At 36.9% G+C, this 24,579-nt stretch carries 23 protein-coding genes; 6 read left to right on the top strand and 17 right to left on the bottom strand.

Annotated elements, in window-relative coordinates:
* Positions 1 to 6: 6 nt before the first annotated feature.
* Genes IPI31_15360 through IPI31_15335 form a run of 6 tightly spaced genes read right to left on the bottom strand, consistent with a single transcriptional unit; the run spans position 7 to position 4,186 of the window.
* The gene (locus IPI31_15360; protein MBK7569198.1) at positions 7 to 243 is read right to left on the bottom strand and encodes a hexameric tyrosine-coordinated heme protein; all 237 of its coding nucleotides are present in this window, start codon (positions 241 to 243) and stop codon (positions 7 to 9) included.
* Positions 244 to 259: 16 nt separating this feature from the next.
* Positions 260 to 664: a cytochrome C gene (locus IPI31_15355; protein MBK7569197.1), complete on the bottom strand. Its 405-nt coding sequence runs from the start codon at positions 662 to 664 to the stop codon at positions 260 to 262.
* 5 nt (positions 665 to 669) lie between these two features.
* On the bottom strand, positions 670 to 930 hold the full coding sequence (locus IPI31_15350) for a hypothetical protein (protein MBK7569196.1): 261 nt from the start codon (positions 928 to 930) through the stop codon (positions 670 to 672).
* A gap of 4 nt (positions 931 to 934) precedes the next feature.
* A complete protein-coding gene (locus IPI31_15345) occupies positions 935 to 1,942 on the bottom strand; it encodes a cytochrome c (GenBank protein ID MBK7569195.1) in 1,008 nt (335 codons plus the stop codon).
* A 10-nt stretch (positions 1,943 to 1,952) separates the two neighbouring features.
* Positions 1,953 to 3,704 carry a cbb3-type cytochrome c oxidase subunit I gene (locus IPI31_15340; GenBank protein ID MBK7569194.1) on the bottom strand — a complete coding sequence of 584 codons (1,752 nt, stop codon included), beginning with the start codon at positions 3,702 to 3,704 and terminating at the stop codon, positions 1,953 to 1,955.
* A gap of 47 nt (positions 3,705 to 3,751) precedes the next feature.
* On the bottom strand, positions 3,752 to 4,186 hold the full coding sequence (locus tag IPI31_15335) for an Rrf2 family transcriptional regulator (protein ID MBK7569193.1): 435 nt from the start codon (positions 4,184 to 4,186) through the stop codon (positions 3,752 to 3,754).
* A 184-nt stretch (positions 4,187 to 4,370) separates the two neighbouring features.
* On the opposite strand from IPI31_15335, the gene IPI31_15330 reads away from it, so the two are divergent.
* The gene (locus IPI31_15330; protein ID MBK7569192.1) at positions 4,371 to 4,739 is read left to right on the top strand and encodes a hypothetical protein; all 369 of its coding nucleotides are present in this window, start codon (positions 4,371 to 4,373) and stop codon (positions 4,737 to 4,739) included.
* A 963-nt stretch (positions 4,740 to 5,702) separates the two neighbouring features.
* Here the strand turns inward: IPI31_15330 and IPI31_15325 are convergent.
* Both IPI31_15325 and sucC read right to left on the bottom strand, forming a co-directional pair.
* A complete protein-coding gene (locus IPI31_15325) occupies positions 5,703 to 6,872 on the bottom strand; it encodes a tyrosine-type recombinase/integrase (protein ID MBK7569191.1) in 1,170 nt (389 codons plus the stop codon).
* Between the two features lie 944 nt (positions 6,873 to 7,816).
* A complete protein-coding gene (gene sucC, locus IPI31_15320) occupies positions 7,817 to 9,007 on the bottom strand; it encodes an ADP-forming succinate--CoA ligase subunit beta (protein ID MBK7569190.1) in 1,191 nt (396 codons plus the stop codon).
* Positions 9,008 to 9,752: 745 nt separating this feature from the next.
* Between sucC and IPI31_15315 the strand changes: the two genes are divergently transcribed.
* Positions 9,753 to 10,094: a hypothetical protein gene (locus tag IPI31_15315; GenBank protein ID MBK7569189.1), complete on the top strand. Its 342-nt coding sequence runs from the start codon at positions 9,753 to 9,755 to the stop codon at positions 10,092 to 10,094.
* A 342-nt stretch (positions 10,095 to 10,436) separates the two neighbouring features.
* On the opposite strand, the gene dapB is transcribed toward IPI31_15315, so the two are convergent.
* Together dapB and ygiD are read right to left on the bottom strand one after the other, a co-directional pair.
* On the bottom strand, positions 10,437 to 11,237 hold the full coding sequence (dapB, locus tag IPI31_15310) for a 4-hydroxy-tetrahydrodipicolinate reductase (GenBank protein MBK7569188.1): 801 nt from the start codon (positions 11,235 to 11,237) through the stop codon (positions 10,437 to 10,439).
* Positions 11,238 to 11,654: 417 nt separating this feature from the next.
* A complete protein-coding gene (gene ygiD / locus IPI31_15305; GenBank protein MBK7569187.1) occupies positions 11,655 to 12,515 on the bottom strand; it encodes a 4,5-DOPA dioxygenase extradiol in 861 nt (286 codons plus the stop codon).
* Positions 12,516 to 12,571: 56 nt separating this feature from the next.
* On the opposite strand from ygiD, the gene IPI31_15300 reads away from it, so the two are divergent.
* Entirely contained in the window at positions 12,572 to 13,087 is a 516-nt protein-coding gene (locus IPI31_15300) for an acyl-CoA thioesterase (protein MBK7569186.1), read from the top strand.
* A gap of 246 nt (positions 13,088 to 13,333) precedes the next feature.
* Here the strand turns inward: IPI31_15300 and IPI31_15295 are convergent, their stop codons facing one another.
* The 3 genes from IPI31_15295 to IPI31_15285 form a co-directional block, all read right to left on the bottom strand.
* Positions 13,334 to 14,662: an insulinase family protein gene (locus tag IPI31_15295; protein ID MBK7569185.1), complete on the bottom strand. Its 1,329-nt coding sequence runs from the start codon at positions 14,660 to 14,662 to the stop codon at positions 13,334 to 13,336.
* 27 nt (positions 14,663 to 14,689) lie between these two features.
* Positions 14,690 to 16,063, bottom strand: a complete 1,374-nt coding sequence (locus tag IPI31_15290; GenBank protein MBK7569184.1) for an insulinase family protein — start codon at positions 16,061 to 16,063, stop codon at positions 14,690 to 14,692.
* 122 nt (positions 16,064 to 16,185) lie between these two features.
* Positions 16,186 to 16,974, bottom strand: a complete 789-nt coding sequence (locus IPI31_15285; protein MBK7569183.1) for a class I SAM-dependent methyltransferase — start codon at positions 16,972 to 16,974, stop codon at positions 16,186 to 16,188.
* A gap of 262 nt (positions 16,975 to 17,236) precedes the next feature.
* On the opposite strand from IPI31_15285, the gene IPI31_15280 reads away from it, so the two are divergent.
* Complete coding sequence (locus IPI31_15280; GenBank protein MBK7569182.1) at positions 17,237 to 18,064, top strand: PorT family protein; 828 nt, start codon at positions 17,237 to 17,239, stop codon at positions 18,062 to 18,064.
* Between the two features lie 51 nt (positions 18,065 to 18,115).
* Here IPI31_15280 and IPI31_15275 read toward each other — a convergent pair whose 3' ends face one another.
* Both IPI31_15275 and IPI31_15270 read right to left on the bottom strand, forming a co-directional pair.
* Positions 18,116 to 18,802: an RNA pseudouridine synthase gene (locus IPI31_15275; protein MBK7569181.1), complete on the bottom strand. Its 687-nt coding sequence runs from the start codon at positions 18,800 to 18,802 to the stop codon at positions 18,116 to 18,118.
* Between the two features lie 27 nt (positions 18,803 to 18,829).
* Positions 18,830 to 19,186, bottom strand: coding sequence for an MmcQ/YjbR family DNA-binding protein (locus tag IPI31_15270; protein MBK7569180.1), 357 nt, complete (start codon positions 19,184 to 19,186; stop codon positions 18,830 to 18,832).
* A 132-nt stretch (positions 19,187 to 19,318) separates the two neighbouring features.
* Here IPI31_15270 and IPI31_15265 point away from each other — a divergent pair, with 132 nt between their 5' ends.
* Together IPI31_15265 and IPI31_15260 are read left to right on the top strand one after the other, a co-directional pair.
* The gene (locus IPI31_15265; protein ID MBK7569179.1) at positions 19,319 to 19,948 is read left to right on the top strand and encodes a DUF1684 domain-containing protein; all 630 of its coding nucleotides are present in this window, start codon (positions 19,319 to 19,321) and stop codon (positions 19,946 to 19,948) included.
* A 14-nt stretch (positions 19,949 to 19,962) separates the two neighbouring features.
* Positions 19,963 to 20,601 carry an LON peptidase substrate-binding domain-containing protein gene (locus IPI31_15260; GenBank protein ID MBK7569178.1) on the top strand — a complete coding sequence of 213 codons (639 nt, stop codon included), beginning with the start codon at positions 19,963 to 19,965 and terminating at the stop codon, positions 20,599 to 20,601.
* 339 nt (positions 20,602 to 20,940) lie between these two features.
* Here the strand turns inward: IPI31_15260 and IPI31_15255 are convergent, their stop codons facing one another.
* Together IPI31_15255 and IPI31_15250 are read right to left on the bottom strand one after the other, a co-directional pair.
* Positions 20,941 to 22,788: a VCBS repeat-containing protein gene (locus tag IPI31_15255; protein MBK7569177.1), complete on the bottom strand. Its 1,848-nt coding sequence runs from the start codon at positions 22,786 to 22,788 to the stop codon at positions 20,941 to 20,943.
* Between the two features lie 7 nt (positions 22,789 to 22,795).
* Complete coding sequence (locus tag IPI31_15250; protein MBK7569176.1) at positions 22,796 to 24,559, bottom strand: CRTAC1 family protein; 1,764 nt, start codon at positions 24,557 to 24,559, stop codon at positions 22,796 to 22,798.
* Positions 24,560 to 24,579: the final 20 nt, after the last annotated feature.

The following is a 24,579-nucleotide window of genomic DNA, read 5'->3' as shown; positions in this document are numbered from 1 at the left end:
TTAAATTTATTTTTTCCAATAATTATTTGCTGCAGCCACAGTTTGAAACTCTATGGCAATTACATTGGCAGAAGCTATAAGTTGTGAGGTATCATTGGCATAATCGCTTCTTAATTTCTTTCTTGTTTCGGCATCTGTTTGTATGGCTGCAATAGACTTCCTTGCCATTTTTATGGCTAATTCCCTACCCTCTTGAGGCGTGTTTGTGATTAATGTGTCTAACCAAATTTCTTTATTATCCATTTCTATTTTTATTGAATTATAGACTAAAATTTGTGATGGTATAAAATGCTGCCCAACCCAAAAATGCAATGAGTAAAATCCAAAGCCAACTCGGAATACTTTGAGGGGTTTCGCTTCCTTCAATCAAAAATTTCTTTTGAGTTCCTTTGTCATAAGCATTAATCATAAGCGGAATAACTCCATCTACCACGCCATTATCACTCAAACCTTCAACTGAAATTGCAGGGCCATTTTTAACAAGAAATTTTATCTTCCGAATACCCTCTCTTCCTGTTGGCGATTTGCTAATGAGTTTCAACGTGTGCTCGCCATCAGTTAATTTACTGGTGTCGAAATCAAATTGCACTGGCGGAATTAATTCAGCTATTGGATGCTGTTCGTCATCCACAAAAAGTTTTATTTTGCTTTTATATTCTTCCATCTTATTTAATTGCTTAAGATTGATTGTTTGATATGGTTTTCATTTTTCTCACCGGGTTTTAACAGATATTTTACGGAGTATATCAGCGTTAAAATGGTGATAACGGAAATGATGGCGATAATTACCCAATCCCAATTACTTTGCGGTCCTGCACCGTGAGTTAATCCTTGTGTTATTTTTGGCTGTTGTTTTTCACAAACAGGACAAGCATTTGCTATTTGAGCTGTTAAAACGACAAGTATTGATAAGAGATATTTTAATTTCATCGTTTTAGTTGTTTGATGTTAATTTTATAAAGTCCATTATCTTTTTCACTTCTTCAGGAGTTACCGTTTTGGCATTGTTTCCCCAACTTGTTTTTTCGTGATTGATGATGGCAGTTACTTCTTCGGGAGTTAGGTTATTGTCTAAACCTACTGCATTCATTACGGCATATTCTGGTCTTGCATCATAACCAAGCATTATAATATTGACGAATAATTCAAGGTCATCACCCAATACTATTGGGCTTCCTTTTAATGAAGGAAATGCTCCTTTAAGTCCTTCGCCATTGGCTTGGTGGCAACTCATACAGTTATTATTGTACAATAATTTTCCGTCAGGTAGGTTGGCATTGTTTCCAATTACTAACACAGGATTTTCTTTTTTCTCGTATAAAAATTCCATTGGTACTTTTCCGTCAGGTAAAGGCACTTGCTTTAGACTTTGCAAATAGGCTACTAAATTGAGGGCTTCTTGTGTGGCAACAATTCTACCTGTTATGCCTTTTCTATATGCGTCTGGCACAACCACTTCAACATCTTTTTCTCCCAATTCATTTTTTATTTCAAATAGCCAAGGGTAAGCAGGCATTATTGATTTCTCTACTACTGTTCTGGGTTGATAGAGGTGTAATAAATTCCAAGCCAAACTGGGTTGTCGAGTTCCTATATTCGTCAAATCGGGACCAGTTCTTTCTGTGCCCATTAAGGTAGCTGTGTTTGTCCAAAAATCTGTTCTCGAAATCCCAGCATAATCGGCAGGTATTCCGGGTCTGCTGCCCCAAACATTGTCCATATCTACATTTCTAACTTGTTGGGTATGGCACGCCACACAGCCGTTGGCGATGAAACTTTTTTTACCGAGATAGGCTTCTTGACTTAATGGCTCATAGCCAGGCAATGGTTCATTATTATCTTGATTGTTGATGGCAGGCATTATTGCAACAACTATTGTAAGACCAACAAATAGTCCGAGTGCCGTTCTGAATAGTTTTTTATGATTATCGAAAAATTCCATTTCGTATATATTAATTTGTTACTTCTTGATTGTCTATTACCACCTTTGCATTTAGAATGTCTTTTGGTGAAGTGGGTATTTCTATCTCTACTTTCTTTTTTACCATTACATAAAAGTTGTAGGCAAACAAAATATGAGAAAGCCACATCAATGAGCCACCGATGGCACGCCAAAGCCAATACGGAGCCATCAATTCTACACTTTCAATAAATGATTTGGCACCTTCCATCCACATCAATCCCCTGAGTGTAGAGCCGTACATTAAAGGGAATGTGTAGAATAACAATCCGATGAGTGCCAACCAAAAATGAGCACCAACGGTAATTTGAGGTGGTTCTTTTCCTGTCAATCTTGGTACAACGGTATAAATGAAGCCCCAAAGCATAAAGCAGATGATACCATACATTGTGAGATGCGAATGAGCTACGGTAAAATCGGTAAAATGCCACACCAAATTGGTAAACTTGAAAGCTTCCGCAGTTCCTTGCAATGAACCTGTAAAATAAAATATGATGCCAATTAAATAAAACGGAAGGGTATAACTGCCTGAAAGCTTGTGCCAAGATCCTTTGAAAGTCATCAAGAAATTTGTAGTACCAGCAACAACGGGAATTATCATACCTGCACTTCCCACAATGGCAACAGTTTGCAACCACCAAGGAATCGCACTAAAAATGAAATGATGTGTTCCAATTAAAGTATAAAAAAGGATTTGAACCCAAAACGCCAAAATCCCTAAACTATAAGAGTATATAGGTTTATTTAATTGTTGAGGAAGAAAATAATACATCAATCCGAGATTGAAAAGCATAAACCACATTCCAACGCCCTGATGCATATAGTAGCCTTGAACAATAGTTTCGCCCAATCCATTTTGCCAACTTGGCCAATACGCAATTACGGCAATCACCAATAGAAACATCATTGCAGAAATGATATACCAATTAGATACGTAAATTTCTTTGGTCGTTCTTTTGGCTATGGTTTTGTAAAAGTTTTTAAGTGAAATGATAACGCCAATACCAAACAACGCCATCACTGGCCAGATGTATTCTCTGTATTCGCCACCACCATTGTTGATACCAGCCATTAAAAACAAACTACCAAGGATAACGGAAGCGTTTATAAGTATTAGGGTACGGTAACCTGTTTTTACACTTGCAATTGGTACATTGCTAACTCTCGGAATTACATAATAAGCCAAGCCCAACATTGCCAATGATGCCCAACCCCAAAATACAGCGTTTGTGTGTACAGGTCGTAATCTTCCAAAGCTCAACCAACTGTAATGGTCAACATCTGGAGCAACAAATTTAATCCCTACATATTCACCAACCGTAGTTCCAAACAACAACCAAAAAGTGGCACAACCTAAATACCATAGAATGAGTTTGGTTAAATCAGGTTCAATATAAGGTCTTACCTGACTTTTTTTCTTTTGTTCAATAAATCGCAACGAACTTGCTTCGCTCACATTGTCAATCAAACCTTTTTCGTCTATAGGTGTCGTATCGCCAGCTAGTTCATTATTAGATAAAGAATATTCAAGTTCCTTTTTACGTTGCTCTAATTTTTGCACTTCTTCGACACTCAGACCTTTCAAGTATTCATTAAATTTTTCGAGTTCTTTTTTCTTCAAGAAATTATTTAGAATATTTTTGGCTTTTATGATTACTAATATCGAAGCAACAATTACTGGTATGGCAATTAGCAATAGTGTGATGATGATGCCCGATTCGCTGAATATATTTTTTGTTTCCATTTCTTATTTGTATTGGATATAATTGTCCACTATTTATTCAAATTTTTTTAACGTTTTAAAAAGGTCAATCCTTTTTCATAATCCATTGCTAAAGTTTTTACGGTAGTAGTTTCAAGCATTTTCTTAAGTTCATCTCGTATCACTTTAAATTGATTGTGCACAGGACAAGGTTTATCAGCATTGCATTTTTTTAATCCCAAGCCACAACCATTATAAACCGTATCGCCATCAATTGCATAAACAATTGAACTTAATTTCACCTTTTCCAATTCACTTTTGTCCATTGAAAAGCCACCAGTTGGTCCTTTGTCAGAATTGATAATGTTGCTTTTTGACAATCGCTGTAATATTTTTGAAGTATATGCCGAAGGTGATTCAATAGCTTCTGCCACATCCTTTAAGCTCACTTTTCTGTCAAGCAAAGATTGCTCTGCAATGAAAATTGCAGCCCTAATACCGTATTCACAAGCTTTTGAAAACATCTTTTACTTTTTATCGCTGCAAAGATAAGTATTTTATTTTAATAGTGGATATATTTGTCCAATATTGTTTAAAGGCGTGGAAAATTGGCTCTTTTGGGGTTTGCCTTTGTGTCGGCTTATGCGGAAGGGGCAAACCCCAAATGTGCCAATGCGGGCTGGCTAAAATTATTTTTTAAAATGTGCGGTGGGAAAATTTTTAAAACCTTGCGTTGGCTTTAGTGTCGGCAAAATGGTCTGGTCGGTGTCGAGTTACAGCGAAATTGTCAACGAGTTTTTGTCGCCCGAGAATTTATTTGGTAGTCAAAAGTCTGGTCGTTTTGGTGTCCGTTTGATTGTTGCACGGTCGTCTTTTAGGCTTGCTTATAACGTTTTGCAGATTTGCGATGGCGGGGAAGGCAACCGTAAATCTTTAATAAAAATACGAAGTTTTGAGGGTATCGAAAATTATTCTGAGGTGGTCGTCGCCCCGCTAGCGCAAATGTGCTTGTTATGTGCGGTTTTAGGTCCACATGTTCCGCAAATTGTGTCGGTCGCCCCACAAAAGTTCAAATAAACATTTACGTCTAAGTTGTTGGCCGGAAATGTCTTTGGTCAGATGTCCTTGAAATATTAGTCAACTCTGTCTGCAAAGTCCAGCACAAAATTTTTATAAATGTCTGTGTCGATATTTACAGAATTACTTCATATCCATTTTCTAAAATATGTCTTACAATTTTTTTGTTGCATGGGTAATTTTCGATTAAATATTCAGTCGCCCATTATTAATTAAACATGTCTATAAGCGCAAATGTCTGTGGTGTCCTCAATATTATTTAACCAAAGTAGTCTGAGGTTAATTGGTCAAATATTTGGAATGTCGTTGTCTGGAAAGGGCGAATTAAAATCGCACATAACGTTTTGCAGATTTGCGATGGCGGGGAAGGCAACCGTAAATCTTTAATAAAAATACGAAGTTTTGAGGGTATCGAAAATTATTCTGAGGTGGTCGTCGCCCCGCTAGCGCAAATGTGCTTGTTATGTGCGGTTTTAGGTCCACATGTTCCGCAAATTGTGTCGGTCGCCCCACAAAGTTCAAATAAACATTTACGTCTAAGTTGTTGGCCGGAAATGTCTTTGGTCAGATGTCCTTGAAATATTAGTCAACTCTGTCTGCAAAGTCCAGCACAAAATTTTTATAAATGTCTGTGTCGATATTTACAGAATTACTTCATATCCATTTTCTAAAATATGTCTTACAATTTTTTTGTTGCATGGGTAATTTTCGATTAAATATTCAGTCGCCCATTATTAATTAAACATGTCTATAAGCGCAAATGTCTGTGGTGTCCTCAATATTATTTAACCAAAGTAGTCTGAGGTTAATTGGTCAAATATTTGGAATGTCGTTGTCTGGAAAGGGCGAATTAAAATCGCACATAACTAATTTATTGGAGAAGTTTTCCCCCAAAAAACTTCCCCAATCCCACCTTCAGGGCCGGAATGAGGAAGTTTATTATTTCAAAGTTACCTTATATTTTTAGATATCCAAGTCCTCGATCGGACTGGGAATTGATTGTATTGTGGTGGAGGTCACATGCGTATATATTTCAGTTGTTTTAACACTGCTGTGACCCAAAAGCTCCTGAATTGCTCTGATATTTACACCCTTTTCTAGAAGGTGGGTTGCATAACTATGCCTTAACCAGTGTAAAGTTGCCTGCTTTTTTATAGTCGTTTTTTCTAAAGCATGTTTAAATACTAAATTCAAACTTCTTTCACTGTATTGACTACCATCTTTTTGCCCTTCAAAAAGCCATGTTTTTGGTTTTTTATCGGCATAATACACTCTTAATTGATCAATTACCTTTTGCGGAAGATGTGTTAACCTGTCCTTTCTGCCTTTTGCCTGTTTTATGATAAGCACTTTTCTGTCACTGTCGATATGCTCCGGTTTCAAATTAAGCAGTTCACTTCTTCTCAATCCACAAGTATAAATTAACACCAACATCAACTTTTGTTTCTTATTGGTTAATGCATTTAAGATTTGTTGCACCTCTTCCTTTGATAAAACATTTGGTAATAGTTTATCCTTTTTGGGCCTCAACATTAAATTAATATCTACCCTTTTTTTATGGATTTGTGCAAAAAATAATTTTAATGCATTAATGATCAGTCGCTGCCAAGAAATACTCAGATTATTTTTAAAACTATGCTGATGAAAAAACAATTCCAAATCCTTATTCGTAATTTCTTCAACGGGCTTGGGATACATTTTACTCAAAAATATCTTTAATCCATCGCAATAACTGCGCACTGTATTATTGCTATATCTGTTCGCTTCCAAAAATTGTTTGAAGGCTAAAAAATGAGGCTTAATATAATCCTCCTGAATTTTAGGATCTTTAATAACAGATTTTGAACTTTCAATTGTTTCTGAAACATTTGAAAGTTTGTTACCCTCTGGCAATACTTCCTTTGTTTTTTGATCTCCAATGATTTTGAGCTCAAAATCAAATTCTTTTGTAAACAAATGAACTACAAAATCATAGTTAGATTTTGAATATGCAATATACCAACTGCTAACAGTCTTACTCCACTTTGCACCGGCAGTTTTAAGCGCACTTACGAGTTTAGAATTATACGCAAATTCAATTTTGATCTGCTTCTCACCTCTATGGTGAAAAACACTTAAGGTTACAATATTCATTTTTAAGGGGTTTAAAAAATTGATAATTGACAATTGATAATTGACAATTATTACTATCCAAAACTACAAATCGAATATTTAAAAGTAAACTTTCATAAAAAATATAATTTTAAATCGAAGCCGGATGCCCGAGCAGCTCTGTGCATGCAGCCGCGCCCGCTTTCTGCACCTGATTGTAGCGATACCCCGCAGCAAATTAATTTTCCAATGCTTAACCAAAACATGAGCAAGGAGTTTAGCGGAAAGCAGGACCGAGGGTGGGAGAGAGGCAGAAAGATATGTGCCATGAAAAGTCAACAGTCAACAGTGGGCAGTCAACAGTTTGTAACATTGAAGATTTATTCTCCGAAATAAAAATTTACTTAAATTAAAACGTGAACTAAAGCTCCCCTATGGGGCTGGTGGCCTGTTGCAGTCACAGTCACAGTCTCAGTTTAAAACACCCGAGATATTTCTCCGAATAAAACTTTCAATTAAAGAAAAACAAAAATTTCTTGGGTGAATGGTGAGAAGTGAGAGTAAACAGTCAACAGTGGGCAGTTTGTAAAATTGGAGATTTTACCTCCGAATAAAGAGTAAACAGTCAACGGTGGGCAGTGGGCAGTTCGTGTCATTGAAGATTTTTCCTCCGAATTAAACTATTTCGTCGCAGTCGCAGTCTCAGTTTAAAACACCCGAGATATTTCTCCGAATAAAACTTTCAATTAAATAAAAACAAAAATTTCTTGGGTGAATGGTGAGTAGTGAATAGTGAGTAATCCAATCCGGAACCTAAAACACAGAACCCAGAACTGAAACATGTAGTGATCAAGGCAGGAAATCTACTACATGTCAACCCTTTCAACATTTCCCATTCGCAGATGTAAATCCTATAATTTAATGCTTCCATATACCAAGTCCTATGTCCTATGTCATATGTCATATGTCCTACGTCCTATGTCCCTTCATCCAACTGCGCTCTTTACCAAATCAGCCGCTTCCTGAAGAAGTATTGCACTTTGCACCTTCAGTCCGCTTTCGTCTATCATTTTTTTGGCTTCATCGGCGTTTGTTCCCTGGAGGCGAACGATTATTGGAACAGAAATATTTCCGATATTTTTATAGGCATCAATAATTCCCTGAGCAACGCGATCGCAGCGGACAATTCCTCCGAATATATTCACGAGTATCGCTTTTACATTTGGATCCTTTAAAATGATCTTAAACGCAATTTCCACGCGTTTTGCATCAGCAGTTCCTCCTACATCTAGAAAATTCGCGGGACTTCCGCCGCTCGATTTAATAATATCCATGGTGGCCATTGCTAAACCTGCTCCATTTACCATACAACCAACGTTGCCGTCTAATTTCACAAAATTTAATCCGGCAGCACCTGCTTCCACTTCCGTTGCGTCTTCCTCATTAAAATCGCGCATACCGGCAATGTCCGCATGGCGATACAAAGAATTTCCATCAATCACACATTTCGAATCAACGGCAATTATTTTATTGTCGGATGTTTTTAAAACAGGATTTATTTCCAATAACGAACAATCGTTTCCAACATAGGCATTGTAAATACTCGTTACAAATTTTACCATGTCCTTAAATGCATCGCCGCTTAACAACAAATTAAATGCAATTCTGCGGGCTTGAAAAGGCATAATTCCAACGGTTGGATCTATCCATTCTTTATGCAATTTTTCGGGATGATGTTCTGCAACTTCCTCAATATCCATTCCCCCTTCCGTGGAATAAACGATCACATTTTTTCCCTTATCGCGATCGAGCAAAACGCTCATATAAAATTCTTTTGTCTCTGAAACACCGGGATAATAAACATCTTGCGCAATTAAAACTTTGCGCACCAATTTTCCGGCAACTCCTGTTTGCGGGGTAACCAATGTTGCACCCAATATTTTCTGCGCTTTTTCATACACCTCATCCAGCGACTTGGCAACCTTAACACCACCTGCTTTTCCGCGTCCTCCGGCATGAATTTGTGCCTTCACTATCCAAATATTTGTTCCGGTTTCCACCTGCAACTGCCGCGCAGCTTCCACCGCCTGTTCCGGTGAATCAACAGGAATACCCTCCTGAATTTTTACCCCAAATCGTTTTATTAGCTCCTTACCCTGATATTCGTGCAGATTCATCTTTTTTTATTTTTTGTGCCGCAAATATAGCGTATTTACCGGTGTTTAATCAAAGGTTTTTGGGCATTCCCCCTCGTTCCTCGGGGTCAGGCTTTCCGCTGCAAGTCCTCGCTCGTGCCTCGCTGTGGGCTTTCCGCTACAATCCTTAATGCGGGCCTTTGCTTCGAAAAATGAACTTGTCTCCGTTAGTAACTGAGGAATTAAACTCACAGTTTAACGAAAAGCAAACTCCCCTATGGGGCTGGAGGCCCGTCGCAGTCAACAGTGGGCAGTGGGCAGTGGGCAGTTTGTATCATTGGAGGATCTTCCTCCGGGGCCTGTCAACAGTGGGCAGTGGGCAGTTTGTATCATTGGAGGATATTTCTCCGAAATTAAACTTTCAGGTTAACGAAAAGTAAACTCCCCTATGGGGCTGGGGGCCTGTCGCAGTTAACAGTGGGCAGTGGGCAGTTTGTATCATTGGAGTATCTTCCTCCGAACAGAACTATTTCAACCCTCATGGTGAGTGGTGAGTGGTCAATAGTGAGTAAAACTCAGAACTCAGAACTCAGAACCCAGAACCCAGAACTCAGAACCCCGAACTCTGAACCCAGAACCGAAGCATGTAGTGATCGACTCAGGAGATCTACTACATGCCAGAACTCAATATCACCAATTTGTCAAATTCTACACTTTTAACGTCCAGCATTACAATGTGGAATAATTTTGTATCCTAAACTTCGTTATAATTCTAAATTGTAACAACATGAAAAGATTAATGATAATTGCAGCAGTTTTATTTGTTTCAAATATGAATGCGCAATCCATGCGAATGGACCCTTCGGTTTTTGCAACTGAAATGAATAACAAACAATTCGGTATAACTCCAACAACAACATCCACACAAATTACTTTTATTGATCAAAGTTCCCATACCGATGCAGGTTATGCAACTGAAAGTGCAAATCCAAAAGTGAATATTGCAATTGTAGATAACAGTGATAATTCCACATCGAATATTGTTGTGCAGGAAGATCTTGTTGCTGGTAAGAAAGGAGAGGGGCGTAATTTGTTTATTAAATTCTATAGGAAATTATTTGGTAATTGATAATTGGTAATTGACAATTGATAATTGACAATGATTCACCGCATCAAGATTTAGCCTCCGAATCCACAGAGTTCGCTGCGCGTAACTCTGTGGGGACACAATTGATAATTGATAATTGATAATTGACAATTGATAATTGACAATTGAAATCCGCGTCCTCCGCGAAATCCTTAAAATCCGCGATCCAAAATCCACAGAGTTCGTTGCGCGTAACTCTGTGGGGACACAATTGATAATTGATAATTGACAATTGATAATTGACAATTGAAATCCGTGTCCTCCGTGAAATCCCTAAGTCCAGCCATGTAGCGTGTGACGAAGGAACTCTGCTACATGGCGATCCTAAAGATTAATTATACTATCCATGCCTCTGTGTAACCCTGTCAGTGATCTAACCTTGCGCAATGCCAACAACGCACCATCAATATAAGGTTTCGTAGCATCAATTGCATCATGTCGTATTTTTAATCTTTCTGCACCGGTTCCAAAAATAATTTCACAGGAACTATTAAATCCCGGCAAACGCACAGAGTGAATTTGTGTGCCTGCAATATTTGCTCCGCGACTTTCAATTAATCCAATGGTATCTTCAGGTATTATTTTATTTTCCGCTGATTTTATTTTTGCTATGCGCGACGCTAATTCACGTGCTGTTCCACTTGGTGCATCCTGTTTGCCATCATAACTATATTCTATGATCTCGCGCGAGGGAAAATATTTTGCCGACATCTCCGCAAACTTCATCATTAATGCAGCAGAAATTGAAAAATTACCCGCAGCAATTACACCTACTTCATTTTGTAATGCCTCCACATGAATTTCATCAAAATCTTCTTCCGTTAATCCGGATGTTCCTATTACAACAGGAATTTTTTCCTGTATTGCATAGATCACATTTCTTTTAACTATGGATGCATCGGTGAAATCAATTAGAATATCGGGTTTTCTGCGCAGGGCAAAAACAATATCATCAAAAATTTCAGCTTGAATTGTTTTCAGATTTAATACATCTCCTAAATTTTGCGTATTATAATTTTTTGCAAGTGCACTTATTATTTCCAGATCTTTGGATTCGGATATCGCCTTTGCTAAATGACTTCCCATTTTGCCTGTTGCTCCGGCGAGACAAATTTTTATTTTCATAACTGCAATTTTAATGCAAATTACGACATCCACAATATATTTTTTATGATCCATATCATCCGGGAGTATTAAAAATTGGGAAATGAGAAAATTTCGGCAAGGAGGCTTTTTTAACGCCCTCCCCCCCCTTTTTCTTTTTCCTAACCAAACAAAACAACCCCCCCCCAAACAAAACAAAAAAAAAAAAATAATAAAAAAAAAATTTTTTTTTTCCCCCCCCCAAAAAGGGGGGGCGGGGCGGAAACCCCCCCGGGGGGGGGAATTCCCCCCCCCCCCCCCCCCCCCCCCCCAAAAAAAACCCCCCGGGGGGGGGGGGGTGAGGGAAAGGGGGGTTTTTTTTTATAAAAAAATATTATTTAGTTACATAATAAATGAATATAATATGCTTGCTCTGCAGTAAATAAATTTTGACACCTATTATGCACCAATAATTATCGACCGCATGGAGACCGCTCCCATGGTGGTTTTATCGTTAAAAAAACGAAGCGATTCATTTTTTTCCTGAAGCGCAAGACTGTATAACAAAGGCAAATAATGATCATTTGTAGGCACAGATAATAAAGCTGATTTACCTAAAGTTTCATAGTTAATAATTGGAGTATGATCTCCGTTTTCGATGAGTTTTTTTATTGTTTCATCAAATTCTATTGCCCAATCGTAAGCAGTATCATTCCATTGAGCCATTCGAAGATTATGCACAATATTTCCGCTGCCAATTATCAGAACTCCACGCTTGCGCAAACCTGCAAGCTCTTTTGCAAGGGCATAGTGATACTCCGGTTTTTGGTAATAATCTATACTTAATTGATATACGGGAATATCTGCTTTTGGAAACATTTTTACCAAAACACTCCATGCTCCGTGGTCTAAACCCCATTCGTTATCAATTTCCACCGTTGTTTTTGTGATGATCTTTTGTGTCTCCAGTGCAAATTCGGGTGAACCGGGTGCATCGTATTGCACATCAAATAAAGTTTGCGGAAATCCCCCGAAATCGTGAATAGTAGGAGGGTCAGCAATTGCCGCAACCTTTGTTCCACGTGTGAGCCAATGTGCTGAAACGCATAAAATTGCCTTGGGAACAGGCAATAACTTTCCGGTATCTTCCCAACCCTTTGTAAATTCATTATCTTCAATGGCATTCATAGGATTTCCATGTCCCACGAACAATACGGGCATTTTAATGTCCACTTCCTGATCAAACTGATCTTTAAAATCATGTAATTGCATAGCGAATAAACTTAAGGAACTTGTGCGAATAAAATTGCGTCTGTTCATATCCTCGAATGGGTATTTTTATTAATATCTACCTTTGTGCTGTAAACAGTAATGCAATGCTACAAAAAAAAGTTTCAGACTCCGCCACTACATTCACCGAAATAGTGATGCCCAACGATACTAATCCCATGCATAATTTGATGGGTGGAAATTTATTGAAGTGGATGGATATTGCCTGTGGTATATGCGGGAGTAAACATGCGAATAGAATTGTGGTAACTGCTGCCGTTGACAATGTGTCGTTTAACCGACCTATTAAAATTGGTGATATCGTTACCATTCATGCACAGGTTACACGTGCATTTAATACGAGCATGGAAATTTATGTGGAGGTTTCGAAAGAAAATTTTCGTTCGCATGAACGCGTAAAATGCAATGAGGCCTTTTACACTTTTGTTGCCCTCGACGATGATGGTAGACCAGTTGCCTCACCCGAAATTGTTCCTGAAAATGAAGAGGAGAGGAGTCGTTACGATTCCGCAATGCGACGCCGTGAGCTTCGCCTAATTCTATCCGGAAGAATGAAACCCGAAGAAGCAAAAGAGTTGAAAGCAATTTTTTTGGCGGATTGAGTTTTGTTTCCCGCAGTGGTTAAGAATTACCGATAGTGAGACCTTCGCTAAGAGCGAAAGCCTCACTGCGTTCGTCCGGAGAAATTGAGGCTTTCGCTCTTAGCGAAGGTCTCAATAAAGCCCAATGTAAAGAAGGTCTCAATAAAGGTATAAACCTAAAAAAAAGTCCAAACCGGATCTCTCCGCTTTGGACTTGATATAAATTACCAAACTAACAAACTACCAAATTACCAAATTACCAAATGTTCAATAAGGTTTGTTTTTCTTCGGTGTTTCTTCTGTTTGTTTAAAATCTTCTTCTTTAACAGCATCTTTTTTTCCTAAATAGGTCCAAACAATTGCTTTGGAATATTTATCGAAAACTTTATTGAGATCAGCTAATTTTGCTTCGTTAACTTCTGCTGTTATTTTATCCAGTTGTTCCCAACCACCACTTAATTCAGCAGCACCAAGAGCATCAGCCTGATTGCCGGTTGTTTCCAGAGTTAAATAATATCCCGTTAAAAATTCTTGTTTTTTATCGGTTAATTCCACTTCGGTAAATCCTTCTCTTTTTATTTTATTTAATTCGTCGGTCATTACCTGCATACTTTGTTTAGGATCAAGTGTGCTGATATAAATTACACCGTAAGGATTCGAAATTGCTGAATTGGCAAAAAATGCTGCTGGTGCATAAGATAAACTTCTTTTAGTGCGCAATTCCGTAAAATAACGATCTCCTAAAATTGACATTGCAATGCGATAAGAAATTCCTTCCTCTGTATTTGCAATAGGAGCACTCATAATTCCGCGTATGTAATTTGTTGCAATATCTCTGTCCTCAACAAATTTCTTTGGTTGAGTAATTAATACTCTGTTTTCTGATGATGCCGCAACACCATAAGGTAAGGCAGCTAATGTTGATTTAATTTTTTCAGTTAGGTCAGCTTCAGTTATATTACCAACCACCACTAAAAATATTCTCTTTTTGCCAATTGTTCTTTTGTAATAATTGGATACATCTTCGCGTGTAATGGATTCTAAAGTTTCAGGTGTTCCTTCCGGTGATTTTGCATAATCTTTTCCCTCAAAAGCAACCTGGCGCGATAAAAGTGCAAGATAACTATCAGGATCTGCCATGGATTGTTTTGCATTTGCAATTAATTGCTCCTTTAATAGGGCAAATTCATTTTCAGAAAAAGCAGGATTTAAAACTGCATCGCTGAATAATTTCCACGAATCGTCCCAGAACATTTTTATACAGGTCATACTTAATGTTCCGTAATCAAGATTTGTTGATGCACCAAAACTGGTTCCTATCTTTTCTGCCGCTGTTTTAAATTCGAGTTTCGACATTTTTGTTGTGCCGCCATCAACCATTAAATTAAGCGTAACATTTTCAATTCCCTGTTTATCTTTTGCATAATTTCCGGTTCCTCCTTCTACAAATAGTCGAACACTGATTACATCCTTCGGAACATATTTATGTATCACCTTAATTCCTTCGATGGTAAATTCCTTGGTATCCTGCGCAAATAAATGTTGTGCGGCAGAAATACTGATCAGGAGTAATATAAATAATTTAATTTTTTTCATAATAATGATATTTAGATTATGTTATTATTATTGTTTTACTTCAAAACCTAATGTTTTCAGATCAACTGATTCTTGCATTGCAGGGCTTAATAATAAACCGTTTACGCGTGGTTTGCCTTTTATATAAGTATTGATATAATCATTAATATCAGCACGTGTAACTTTTTGCAAATTTGCTACATAATCGGTGTAATAATCAATTGTTGCCGATGCCCACCAATAGGTTACGGTATGCACAAAACTGCTGGTGCTTTCTTTGCCATAAGCATCGTCGATGGCTAATAGATTTTTTGCAGTTTGCAATTGTTCATCCGTATAATAATCCGGACTAGTCCATTGATCGATATTTTGTTGTAAAACGGCATAAGCTTCCGCAACTTTCATCGGATTTGGTACAAGAAAAATTTGTATTGGTCCGGTAAATTTAGCGGTTTGATAACTCACACCCACCTGATAAGCTAAACCGGTTTCCACAAGATCTTTTTGTAACTTACTGTTCGCCTGTGAAAGAATAAATGAAAATACATCTGCGGCAAAAGTTGCTTTTAGATCGTTTCTTGTATCGGGTCCGTGATAACCAATTAAAAAGATAGGCACTTGTGCATTTTCATTTATTGTAACAAGATTTGTAACACCTGTTAATGGTTTTATTTCCGGAACAGGCCACTTTACAAATGGATCAAATCCCGCAGGTTTCCAATCGCCAAATACTTTTTCCATATTAGCAAATGCAGCTTCGTGTTCAACATCACCTGCTATTACCAACATAGCATTATCAGGATAGTAATATTTTTCCTGTATTACACGCATTTTTTCAGGCGTGCAAGTCATAATAACATCGTGTAATCCAATTGGATTTTTTCTGTAATAATTTTCTTTCCACATTGCGCGATTTACATCATCCAATAAAAAGAAAACAGGATTTGATTCATTGCGCTGAAATTCACCATCAACAACCGGATTTTCATTTTTCATTTCCTGTTCAAGAAATAAAGGATATCGGATAGCGGAATTCATAAAATGCAACCCTTCATCTAATTTTGAATTGCTGAGTGTGATAAAATAGTTAACGCGTTCGTTACTTGTTGTTCCGTTAAAAACAACACCTAATTCCTGAATGCGTTTTAAAAATGCCTCCTGACTTGGAAGATCCTTATTTGCCTTGAAAAACATATGTTCGTACATATGCGACAAACCATTGAATGCACTGTCCTCAGTATAAGAACCATTTTTTACAACAATTTCGATAGTTGCAAGAGGAACGGTTTTGTCTTCTATTACAAGTAATTCCAATCCATTCGGCAACTTTTTCATAAAAAAGTTGGAAGGAAGCTTGTTTTGGGCCGATACAAGTGTATTCACCAGGATCAACACGGGTAATAATCGGATTATTTTTTTCATAAACGTTCTAAATGTTTTAATCTGCTGTAAAATTAAAATATTAAGCGTAATGGTTTTTTAATGCGGAGTTAAACTATGTTAAACATATATTGGGATCGCCTTTATATTAACGGCGTCAACTATTAATAAAGCACGGTAACATTCGTTTTCTCATGAATATCTGTATTTAAAAAAACAATGCCTTTGAAGAATAGGTCGATGGAAAGTGACACCCTTTTATCCTTGATGATATGGTTCCAGGCTTCCTCCATTTCGGTGCTCCAGTGTATATCATCAAAAACCAAAATGGAGTGATCATGGCAAAAGGGTAAAATTTCCTCAAAATAACGAATAGTAGGCTCCCGCCTATGGTTTCCGTCAATAAATGCAAGGTCGATAATGCGGAGTTTTTTTAGTGCTAAAGGCAGAGTTTGTGAGAATTCGCCGGTCATGATCTCAATTTGATCAATATGTATTCTGGTAAAATTCTGTTTTGCGAAATTGGCAATTTCCGGACTTCCCTCCAAAGAAATGATGTTGGCATTTCTTTTAGCTCCTGCAAGGTATAAAGTGCTGATTCCCAAGGAAGTACCCAGTTCAAGAATGTTTTTTGATCCGTAGTGCTCGGCAAGATAAAATAACAATCGTCCGAATTTAGGTGTGATTAGTGTGTTTTTAGCGATTGTGGAGATTTTTCGGCGGGGATCACTGCCTTTTTTGGAACCGGCTCCATAATCGATCACATTTAACTCCGTTTCAATATGGATCAATTGATTGCGAAGCTCTTCAATTTCTTCGAAAATGTAATAATCCCGATCATTTTTTAATACATGCTCAATAAAATCAAATAGAAAGGGCGAATGGACATCGTACGCGGTTTTTGCTCTCCAGCGGTATTTTAAATATTTCCAGATAATAGCGATCTTGTCCATGGGGGCGAAGATACTATTTGTAAATTATTTCGGATTTTCATTTTTTGTGACACTCAAAGTAGCCCTTATTTTGCCAGATGCTATGCTAATAGTTTATGTATTAGGATTATAATCAGCTGATAAGGAGGAATATATCAAAGTTTTGTGCTACTTCTCATTAACCTGAAATCATCAGAAATTGACCCTTAAAAAGCGGAATTGTGGATTCTGATTTTCAGATTATGGAAATCGTCGTATATTCGTGAGTCAATTATAGAAAAGTATGAAAAAAGCATTACAAACACTATTTCTGGGCCTTTTTGCTACAGGTATGATGCAAGCGCAGGTGGGACTTCATTTGGGTTTTCAGGGCCAATTTAACAGTACCTGGATACTCAATCAGAATAATTATCAACTTTCTGAAATGGACTATGAGTATAAATTAGGTCCTGCAGGAGGTATAGTGCTTGGCTATAACTGGCATCAAAATTTTGGCGCACAGATAGAATTGAATTATGCTTTAATGGGACAGGATTATTCTGATATGGTTCGTGATTTTAGTGCGAGTTATAACCCTGATATTCCAAATCAACTATATCCAGTGCTTACATACAGATATGTCGATCTTAACTATATTCAGGTTCCTATGTTGTTCAAGTACATGGAAGGTGATGCAAAAGATGCGATCAAATACCATATTTTAGGTGGTATTCAGCTGAGTTATTTATTAAGTGCAAATCAGCAATACACCGCCGATGTATACGAGAAGGATGAACAAGTGGATATAGCACAAGGTTTTGCTCCTCAAAGTTATGTTCCCGATTTTGATAATGCTGGTGGATTAACACCACAAATAGATTATTTCAATAGAGTGGATCTCGGTGTTTTATTCGATATTGGAGTTGACATTTATGTAAATGATAAAATGTATTTTTCTCCGGGATTGAGAGGATCATTTGGATTTTTGGACATCAATTCAGAATCTACAAGAGAACTTGAACCGGCTAAAGGGGAAAATGTGTATAAAGGTTCTCACAATGCATTTGTTGGTGTTGTTGTTGGAATTAATTTCATGATGCCGGATGTGAAATTTGGCGACGCAGAGGAATAAATAATTAAACTTATACTTTGATAAAACCTGGAAATTATTTCCGGGTTTTTTTTATGTTATTATTTTCATAAATGCATTCCACACTGCATCATCTGGCGGATTTGCAATTATGGTAACTGTTTCGTTTTTAACCGGATGTAAAAATTCAAGTTTTCTTGCGTGTAAATGTATGGATGCATCCTTATTGGTGCGATCGAAGCCATATTTAATATCTCCTTTAATAGGACACTTCATGGAGGCCAGTTGCACACGGATCTGATGATGCCGGCCTGTTTCAGGATCTACCTCCAATAAAAAATATCTGTCGGAAGCGCCAATGAGTTTATATTTTAAAATGGCGAGTTTTGATTCCGGACGATCATCAGGATATGCAAAACTCTTATTCATATGCGGATTTTTTATCAGGTAATGTTTAAGAATTCCTTCTTCCTCTAGAGGTTTATTTTTTACTACTGCCCAATAGGTTTTGTGGAAATTTCTTTCGCGTATTATTTTTCCCATTCTCTCGTTTGCCTTACTTGTTTTTGCAAATAATAAAACTCCACTCACGGGACGGTCTATGCGATGTACTAAGCCTGCAAAAACATTTCCCGGTTTTTGATATTTGTCTTTAAGATACTGCCTTACAATTTCCACCAACGGAATATCTTTAGTTTTATCGCCTTGTGATATCTGTCCCGGCTTCTTATTGATGGCGATCAGGTGATTGTCTTCGAAAATTATTTCAGGTATATCCATATTTATTGGCGGGACTATTATACAATATTACATTTTTTTTAATTCTTCTTGCATTTTTTTTGTCATGCCTCGTACTACTTCATCGTAAGAATGGTCTATCATTTTAAGCAACTCTTTTTTCGAAAGGCTGCCATCCACCACCACGGTATTCCAGTGATTTTTGTTCATATGATACCCGGGAAGTACCGCGGTATATTTTGCTCTGAGGTCTGAAATAAGATCTGTATTACATTTTAGGTTTATCTGAAATTGGTCTGAAACAAGACTGGTTAATGCGAACATTTTTCCTTTTACTTTAAATACAAGTGTATCATTGTCAAAAGGAAATTCTTCGCTTACTCCTTTTTTCTTTAAACAATATTCGCGGAAGGTTTCAATATCGATCATAAGATGGAGGTTATTTTGATAAATAATTTCTTGAAATTATACTAAAATTGTTGTCGGGCAAATGAATTGTTTTACTTTTTATATAGTTTTGAATTATTAATACGAGGGTCAAAACCACTTGTAATATTTATGCGATTATCAAATCTTAGTTTTTTTCTCCTTGCTGTAATAATAGGTTTAGCTGCCTGTAAAGATAATGGTTCTGCAGGGGAAGAAGTTGTGAAAGTAGTGGGGGAGGATTATGTTTCTGCAATATCCAAACACAGAAAGGAGACAGATGATTTTTTTCTCAGTCCAAATTCTCCTTTGCCGGATTCTGTAAGAAAAGATTTTACCGGATTAAAATATTATGATATAGATACCAACTTTAGGGTTATGGCGAAATATGAGGAAATACCTAATGGTCCCGTTTTTAAAATTCAGGCAACGGGAAGTATTGCTGATACTTATAAAACGATGGGTAAATTACATTTTTTGCTGAATGGAATTAAATATTCGTTGGAAGTGTATCGCAATGAAAGTTATGTCGGTAAAGGCCAGGAGGTTTATTTTATTCCCTTTTATGATCTTACAAATGGAAATGAAACCTATGCGGGTGGACGATATATTGACATGCATACATTAAATGGAGAAAATATTATCCTCGATTTTAATAATGCTTATAATCCATATTGTCTTTATAATCATGAATATTCATGTCCTGTTCCGCCCCTTCAAAATAATTTAAAAACAGAAATCAGAGCTGGGGAGAGATTATAAAATTATAAATAACAATGCAGAAATTTATACCCATATTTCCACTTAATCTTGTTGCCTATCCTGGCGAAAAACTCAATTTACATATTTTCGAACCACGTTATATTCAATTGATAAATGAATGCAACACTGAAGGTAAAACTTTTGGAATTCCGGTAGTGAACAATAAAGAATTACTGGAATACGGCACGGAAATGAAATTGGAAAAAGTGCAAAAGGTGTACGATACCGGAGAAATGGATATAGAAGTAGTAGGTCTTCAGGTTTTTCGGGTGCTGGAGGTAATTGATGAAGTGCCCGATAAATTATATTCAGGAGCAATTATTTCACTCATACATAATATTGAGGATGTTAACTTTAAACTTTTACAGGAATTGGAATTATTGGCTACAGAACTTTTCGACCTGTTAGATATTAAAGAAAATATTTTCAAACCGGGTTTTACTTTCACTTCATTTAAACTTGCCCATTATGTGGGATTTGATTTTATTTCAGAATACGAACTACTCAGACATCAACATGAAACAGCCCGACAAAAAATAATAGTTGAGCATATCAAAAAAATATTACCTGCAGTAAAACAAATTGCTGAAATTAAAACCAAAGCAAAATTAAATGGGCATTACAGAATGATAAATCCACCTGAAGGGTTTTGATATCTTCCCATCTGCGTCCTCAATTGGGCTAAAGCCCGGGATATGGTACGTTAATTATCGGTAGGTTAAAACCCACGGCTATTGAGAACCACACTCTCAAAACGCCCTCAATAACCCCCGGCTTTAGCCGGGGGGAAAAAGGCACCAACCCTAAACGGGCTTTAGCCCAAATTGAGGAGCATCAATGATAGAATTATGTATCAATTATGAGAATTGTAAAGCAATGTTGTATTGTAACTGAGTGAAGACATTAAAAAAGAGACTAAAAAAAAAGAGGTAAAAAAGAATGACATCATCACCCTTTCTTACCTCATTAATAATTAGGTATATAATTCTATATTATTTCATAGAAACAGATGCAGGATAAACCGTGCGCATATTTCCTTTGAAATCATATACATCTATACTTGCAGTATTTGCAGTAACACGAACAAACTTCGCACTCTGGCTCAGGTATCCGCTTCCACTATATAATTCCACTTTCGATTTTTTACCATCTTTCATGCTTACAATTGCATACGCATCGTTGGATGCAAGTTCTATAATGGTAGCAGATTTTAACAAGCCATATGATTCCATTTTACCATTGCTGTTGGCAAGCAGATAAACAGGTTGTTTGGTTTTGCTGTCAAGAACGCATGCAAGCCCTTTTGCATCACCATCACTCTTAAATCCTGTAAGATAACCACGCGCAGGGGCAAATGTTCCATCTCCTTTACCATATAAAAGCAATCCGTTTCCGGCATCATGACGTGTAATTTCAATTTCTGTATTATAGAAATTACCATGCATTAAAATATCGGCAAAACCATCTTCATTAAAATCGTCGGTCACCATTCCAAACATGGTTGAAATTTGTGCATCATTTGGTAAATATTTAATCGTGAATTTACCATTGCCATTATTTACCAAAACGGAGGAATGGAAAATATATGCGGTGCGGTGTATGGCATTTTTCAGATCGTCACCAAATATATCCTGTACTGATGCTTTTCCAAAGGCATCCCAGGTAGGAAATTGTTCCTCAATTCCAGGAAGTTGTTCTATTAATCGCTCTCTGGTTTTAACCGGAAACAATTTATCGTGTTGATAATAACTCAAAATAAAATCTTCACTTCCGTTTTTGTCAAAGTCGTATAAAAATCCTTCAAGTGGCAACGCATGCCCGTCGGATACAGCAGTGGTATTTTTATATCTTCTGTTAGTTCCAAAATTTCCCACTATATAATCTGTGTCGCCATCATTGTCAACATCAGTTCCTAAAATACTTTGCCACCAACCTGTTGCATTTGCAAGTCCGGTATTGGCAGTTACATCATTGAATTTACCACCTGAATTTTTGAGGAAAGTAATTGCCATCCAGTCGCCGGTAAGAACAAGATCTAAAGTATTATCATTATCAAAATCGGTCCAAATTGCTGATGTTACCATACCAATATCTTTTAACATTGGAGCTACTTTTTCAGTAACATCGGTGAATTTACCTCCGTCGTTCTGCAAAATATTACTGCTTGCAGGAGCGAGGAATTTTCCTGGAATTTGTCTTCCACCAACAAATAGATCAATATCACCATCTTTATCATAATCTGCTCCGGTAACTACGGAACTGCTCGAATTAATTGCAGGAATTGCAGATTTTGCAAGGCTAAATGCTCCTTTTCCATCATTGATATATAATCTGTCGGCATATTTAGCATCATTTGCAGCAAATTCATTACTACCTGATGCTACGTAAAGATCGTTATCTCCATCATTGTCTGCATCAAAAAACAATGCACCCTGATCTTCAGAAGCTGCACCATCATTTGCCGATTGTTGCCATGCTGATTTTGTGAATTTGCCATCAGTACTTTGAGTAAATAACACTCCCGATTGTCCTGCTGCACCACCGATATAAAAATCATCGGTACCATCTCCATTTACATCTCCAACAGCTATTCCAGGCCCTAAGGTGCTCATTTTATGAGGTAATAAGAATTCGCGTAAATAATCGTCGTAATCCGCTTCCTTATGTGTGAAATCGATCATTAAATTATCGGTATTTTTTACAAATGTTTTTTCCGATTTAAAATGATCATCAAATTGTACAGCTTTTGATGCATTGGCATGATCAAGCATTACCACCTGATTAGCAGGAACATCGCGCATGATTTCTTTTGAACCGTCTAGCCACTCTACTTCAACCATATCTATTTTAGGCAGTACCTAAACCAAAATGACAGTCATCTTGTAAAGTAGTTATATAACCACGTGCAGAACTATGCTGAATATATTGCATTTGATCACCACAATAAATTTTCACCTTAGTACCGTAACCGGGAGTATTTTTTGCATATCCTTTAAACTTAAATTGTACCCAGTTATTTTTTGTTGCTAATTTTTCACTGTTATTTCTATAAACCCATGGTGTTTGATTTACATTGCTTACAACCATGTCCATATCACCATCATTATCAAGATCGGCATAACCACCACCATAAGTAATGGATGGATAATAAATACCCCAATCATCGCGCATATCGCTAAAGGTAAGATCTCCGTTATTTTTAAATATATAATTAGGATGATCTAAAACATAGGTTGGTAATTCTTTACGCACTTCATAATATACAGTACTGTCTTCAATACGAACTGCGCGACGAAGTTTGTGATAGGTTTCAGATTCATCCACATGGAAATCGCGTAAAAATCCATTGGCGATATAGAGATCCTTCCATCCATCATTATCAAAATCGGTAAAGAAAGTGGTCCAGCTCCAGTCGGTTGTAGAAATATTAGCCGTTCTTGAAATTTCGGAAAAACTACCGTCACCATTATTCATTTGTAATGAATTGGAACGATTTTGATATCCATAACCCGCATTTAATAAAATACGCATAACTTCCACCTGGCTCGACAACATAAATGTTTTGTAGGTATAATTATCTTCCATGTCCATATCCACTACAAACATGTCGAGAAACCCATCATTATTAAAGTCGGAAATATCGGCGCCCATCGAATTGATGGATGTTTTTTTAATTGCTTTTAACGATTCGTCGCGGAAAGTTCCATCACCGTTGTTGATATAAACAAAATCATACATCGCATAATCATTCGCAACAAAAACATCTAAAAATCCATCGTCATTCACATCTCCAACAGTTGCGCTTAATCCGTAACCGTGGTTATTGATACCAACTTTTAAATGTGATTCGGTAAATGTATTATCTCCGTTATTTATATAAAAGAGATTACTCATGTTTTTACCTTGCTCAATTTTTTGAAAGTATTTGGTTTTATTTTTATCGATAAAATCAACAGGGTGAGTAGCGAGATACATATCAAGATCTCCGTCGTTATCATAATCGAAGAAATTTGCATGGGTGCTATACACATTTGCATTTAAACCGAATTCTTTAGCCTTTTCAGTAAAGGTAAGATCGCCATTATTTATCCATAATTCGTTTTCACGTCTCACAGGATCATCCCATCTACTCATACAAACATAAATATCCAGATCATTATCTGCATCTATATCTACCATGGAAGCACCATAAGGCCACTTCTCCGGATTTTTTACAAGACCTGCTTTTTCAGTGATGTTCTCAAATTTAAAGTTTCCTTTATTTAAATACAAACTGTTTGGAGCTATATTACCTGTAAAATAAAGGTCCTGAAGACCATCGTTATTTACATCACCGATACATACTCCTCCTCCATTATAGATATAAGAATATCTCCACCAATTTACGGTATAATTTTCAGAAAGGTCATTAATAAAATCAATGCCTGTAGTTTTATCGGTTAGAATATCAAATAACTTACCGGAGTTGCCATCAAGTGTAACTTCTCTGGCTTTGTCGATTATAGCGCCTCCGCGGGTATCTGTATCTCCATCCGAAAAAAGTTTACAAGAGGAAACCGAGACCACGATCGCGACTATTATTATTTGAATTAATTGTTTTACTTTCATCATGCCTATTTTAAATTATGCGA

This window comes from Bacteroidota bacterium, assembly GCA_016706865.1.
In the GTDB taxonomy this organism is placed as follows: Bacteria; Bacteroidota; Bacteroidia; order Chitinophagales; family BACL12; genus UBA7236.
This window is presented reverse-complemented; position numbering and strand designations above follow the sequence as displayed.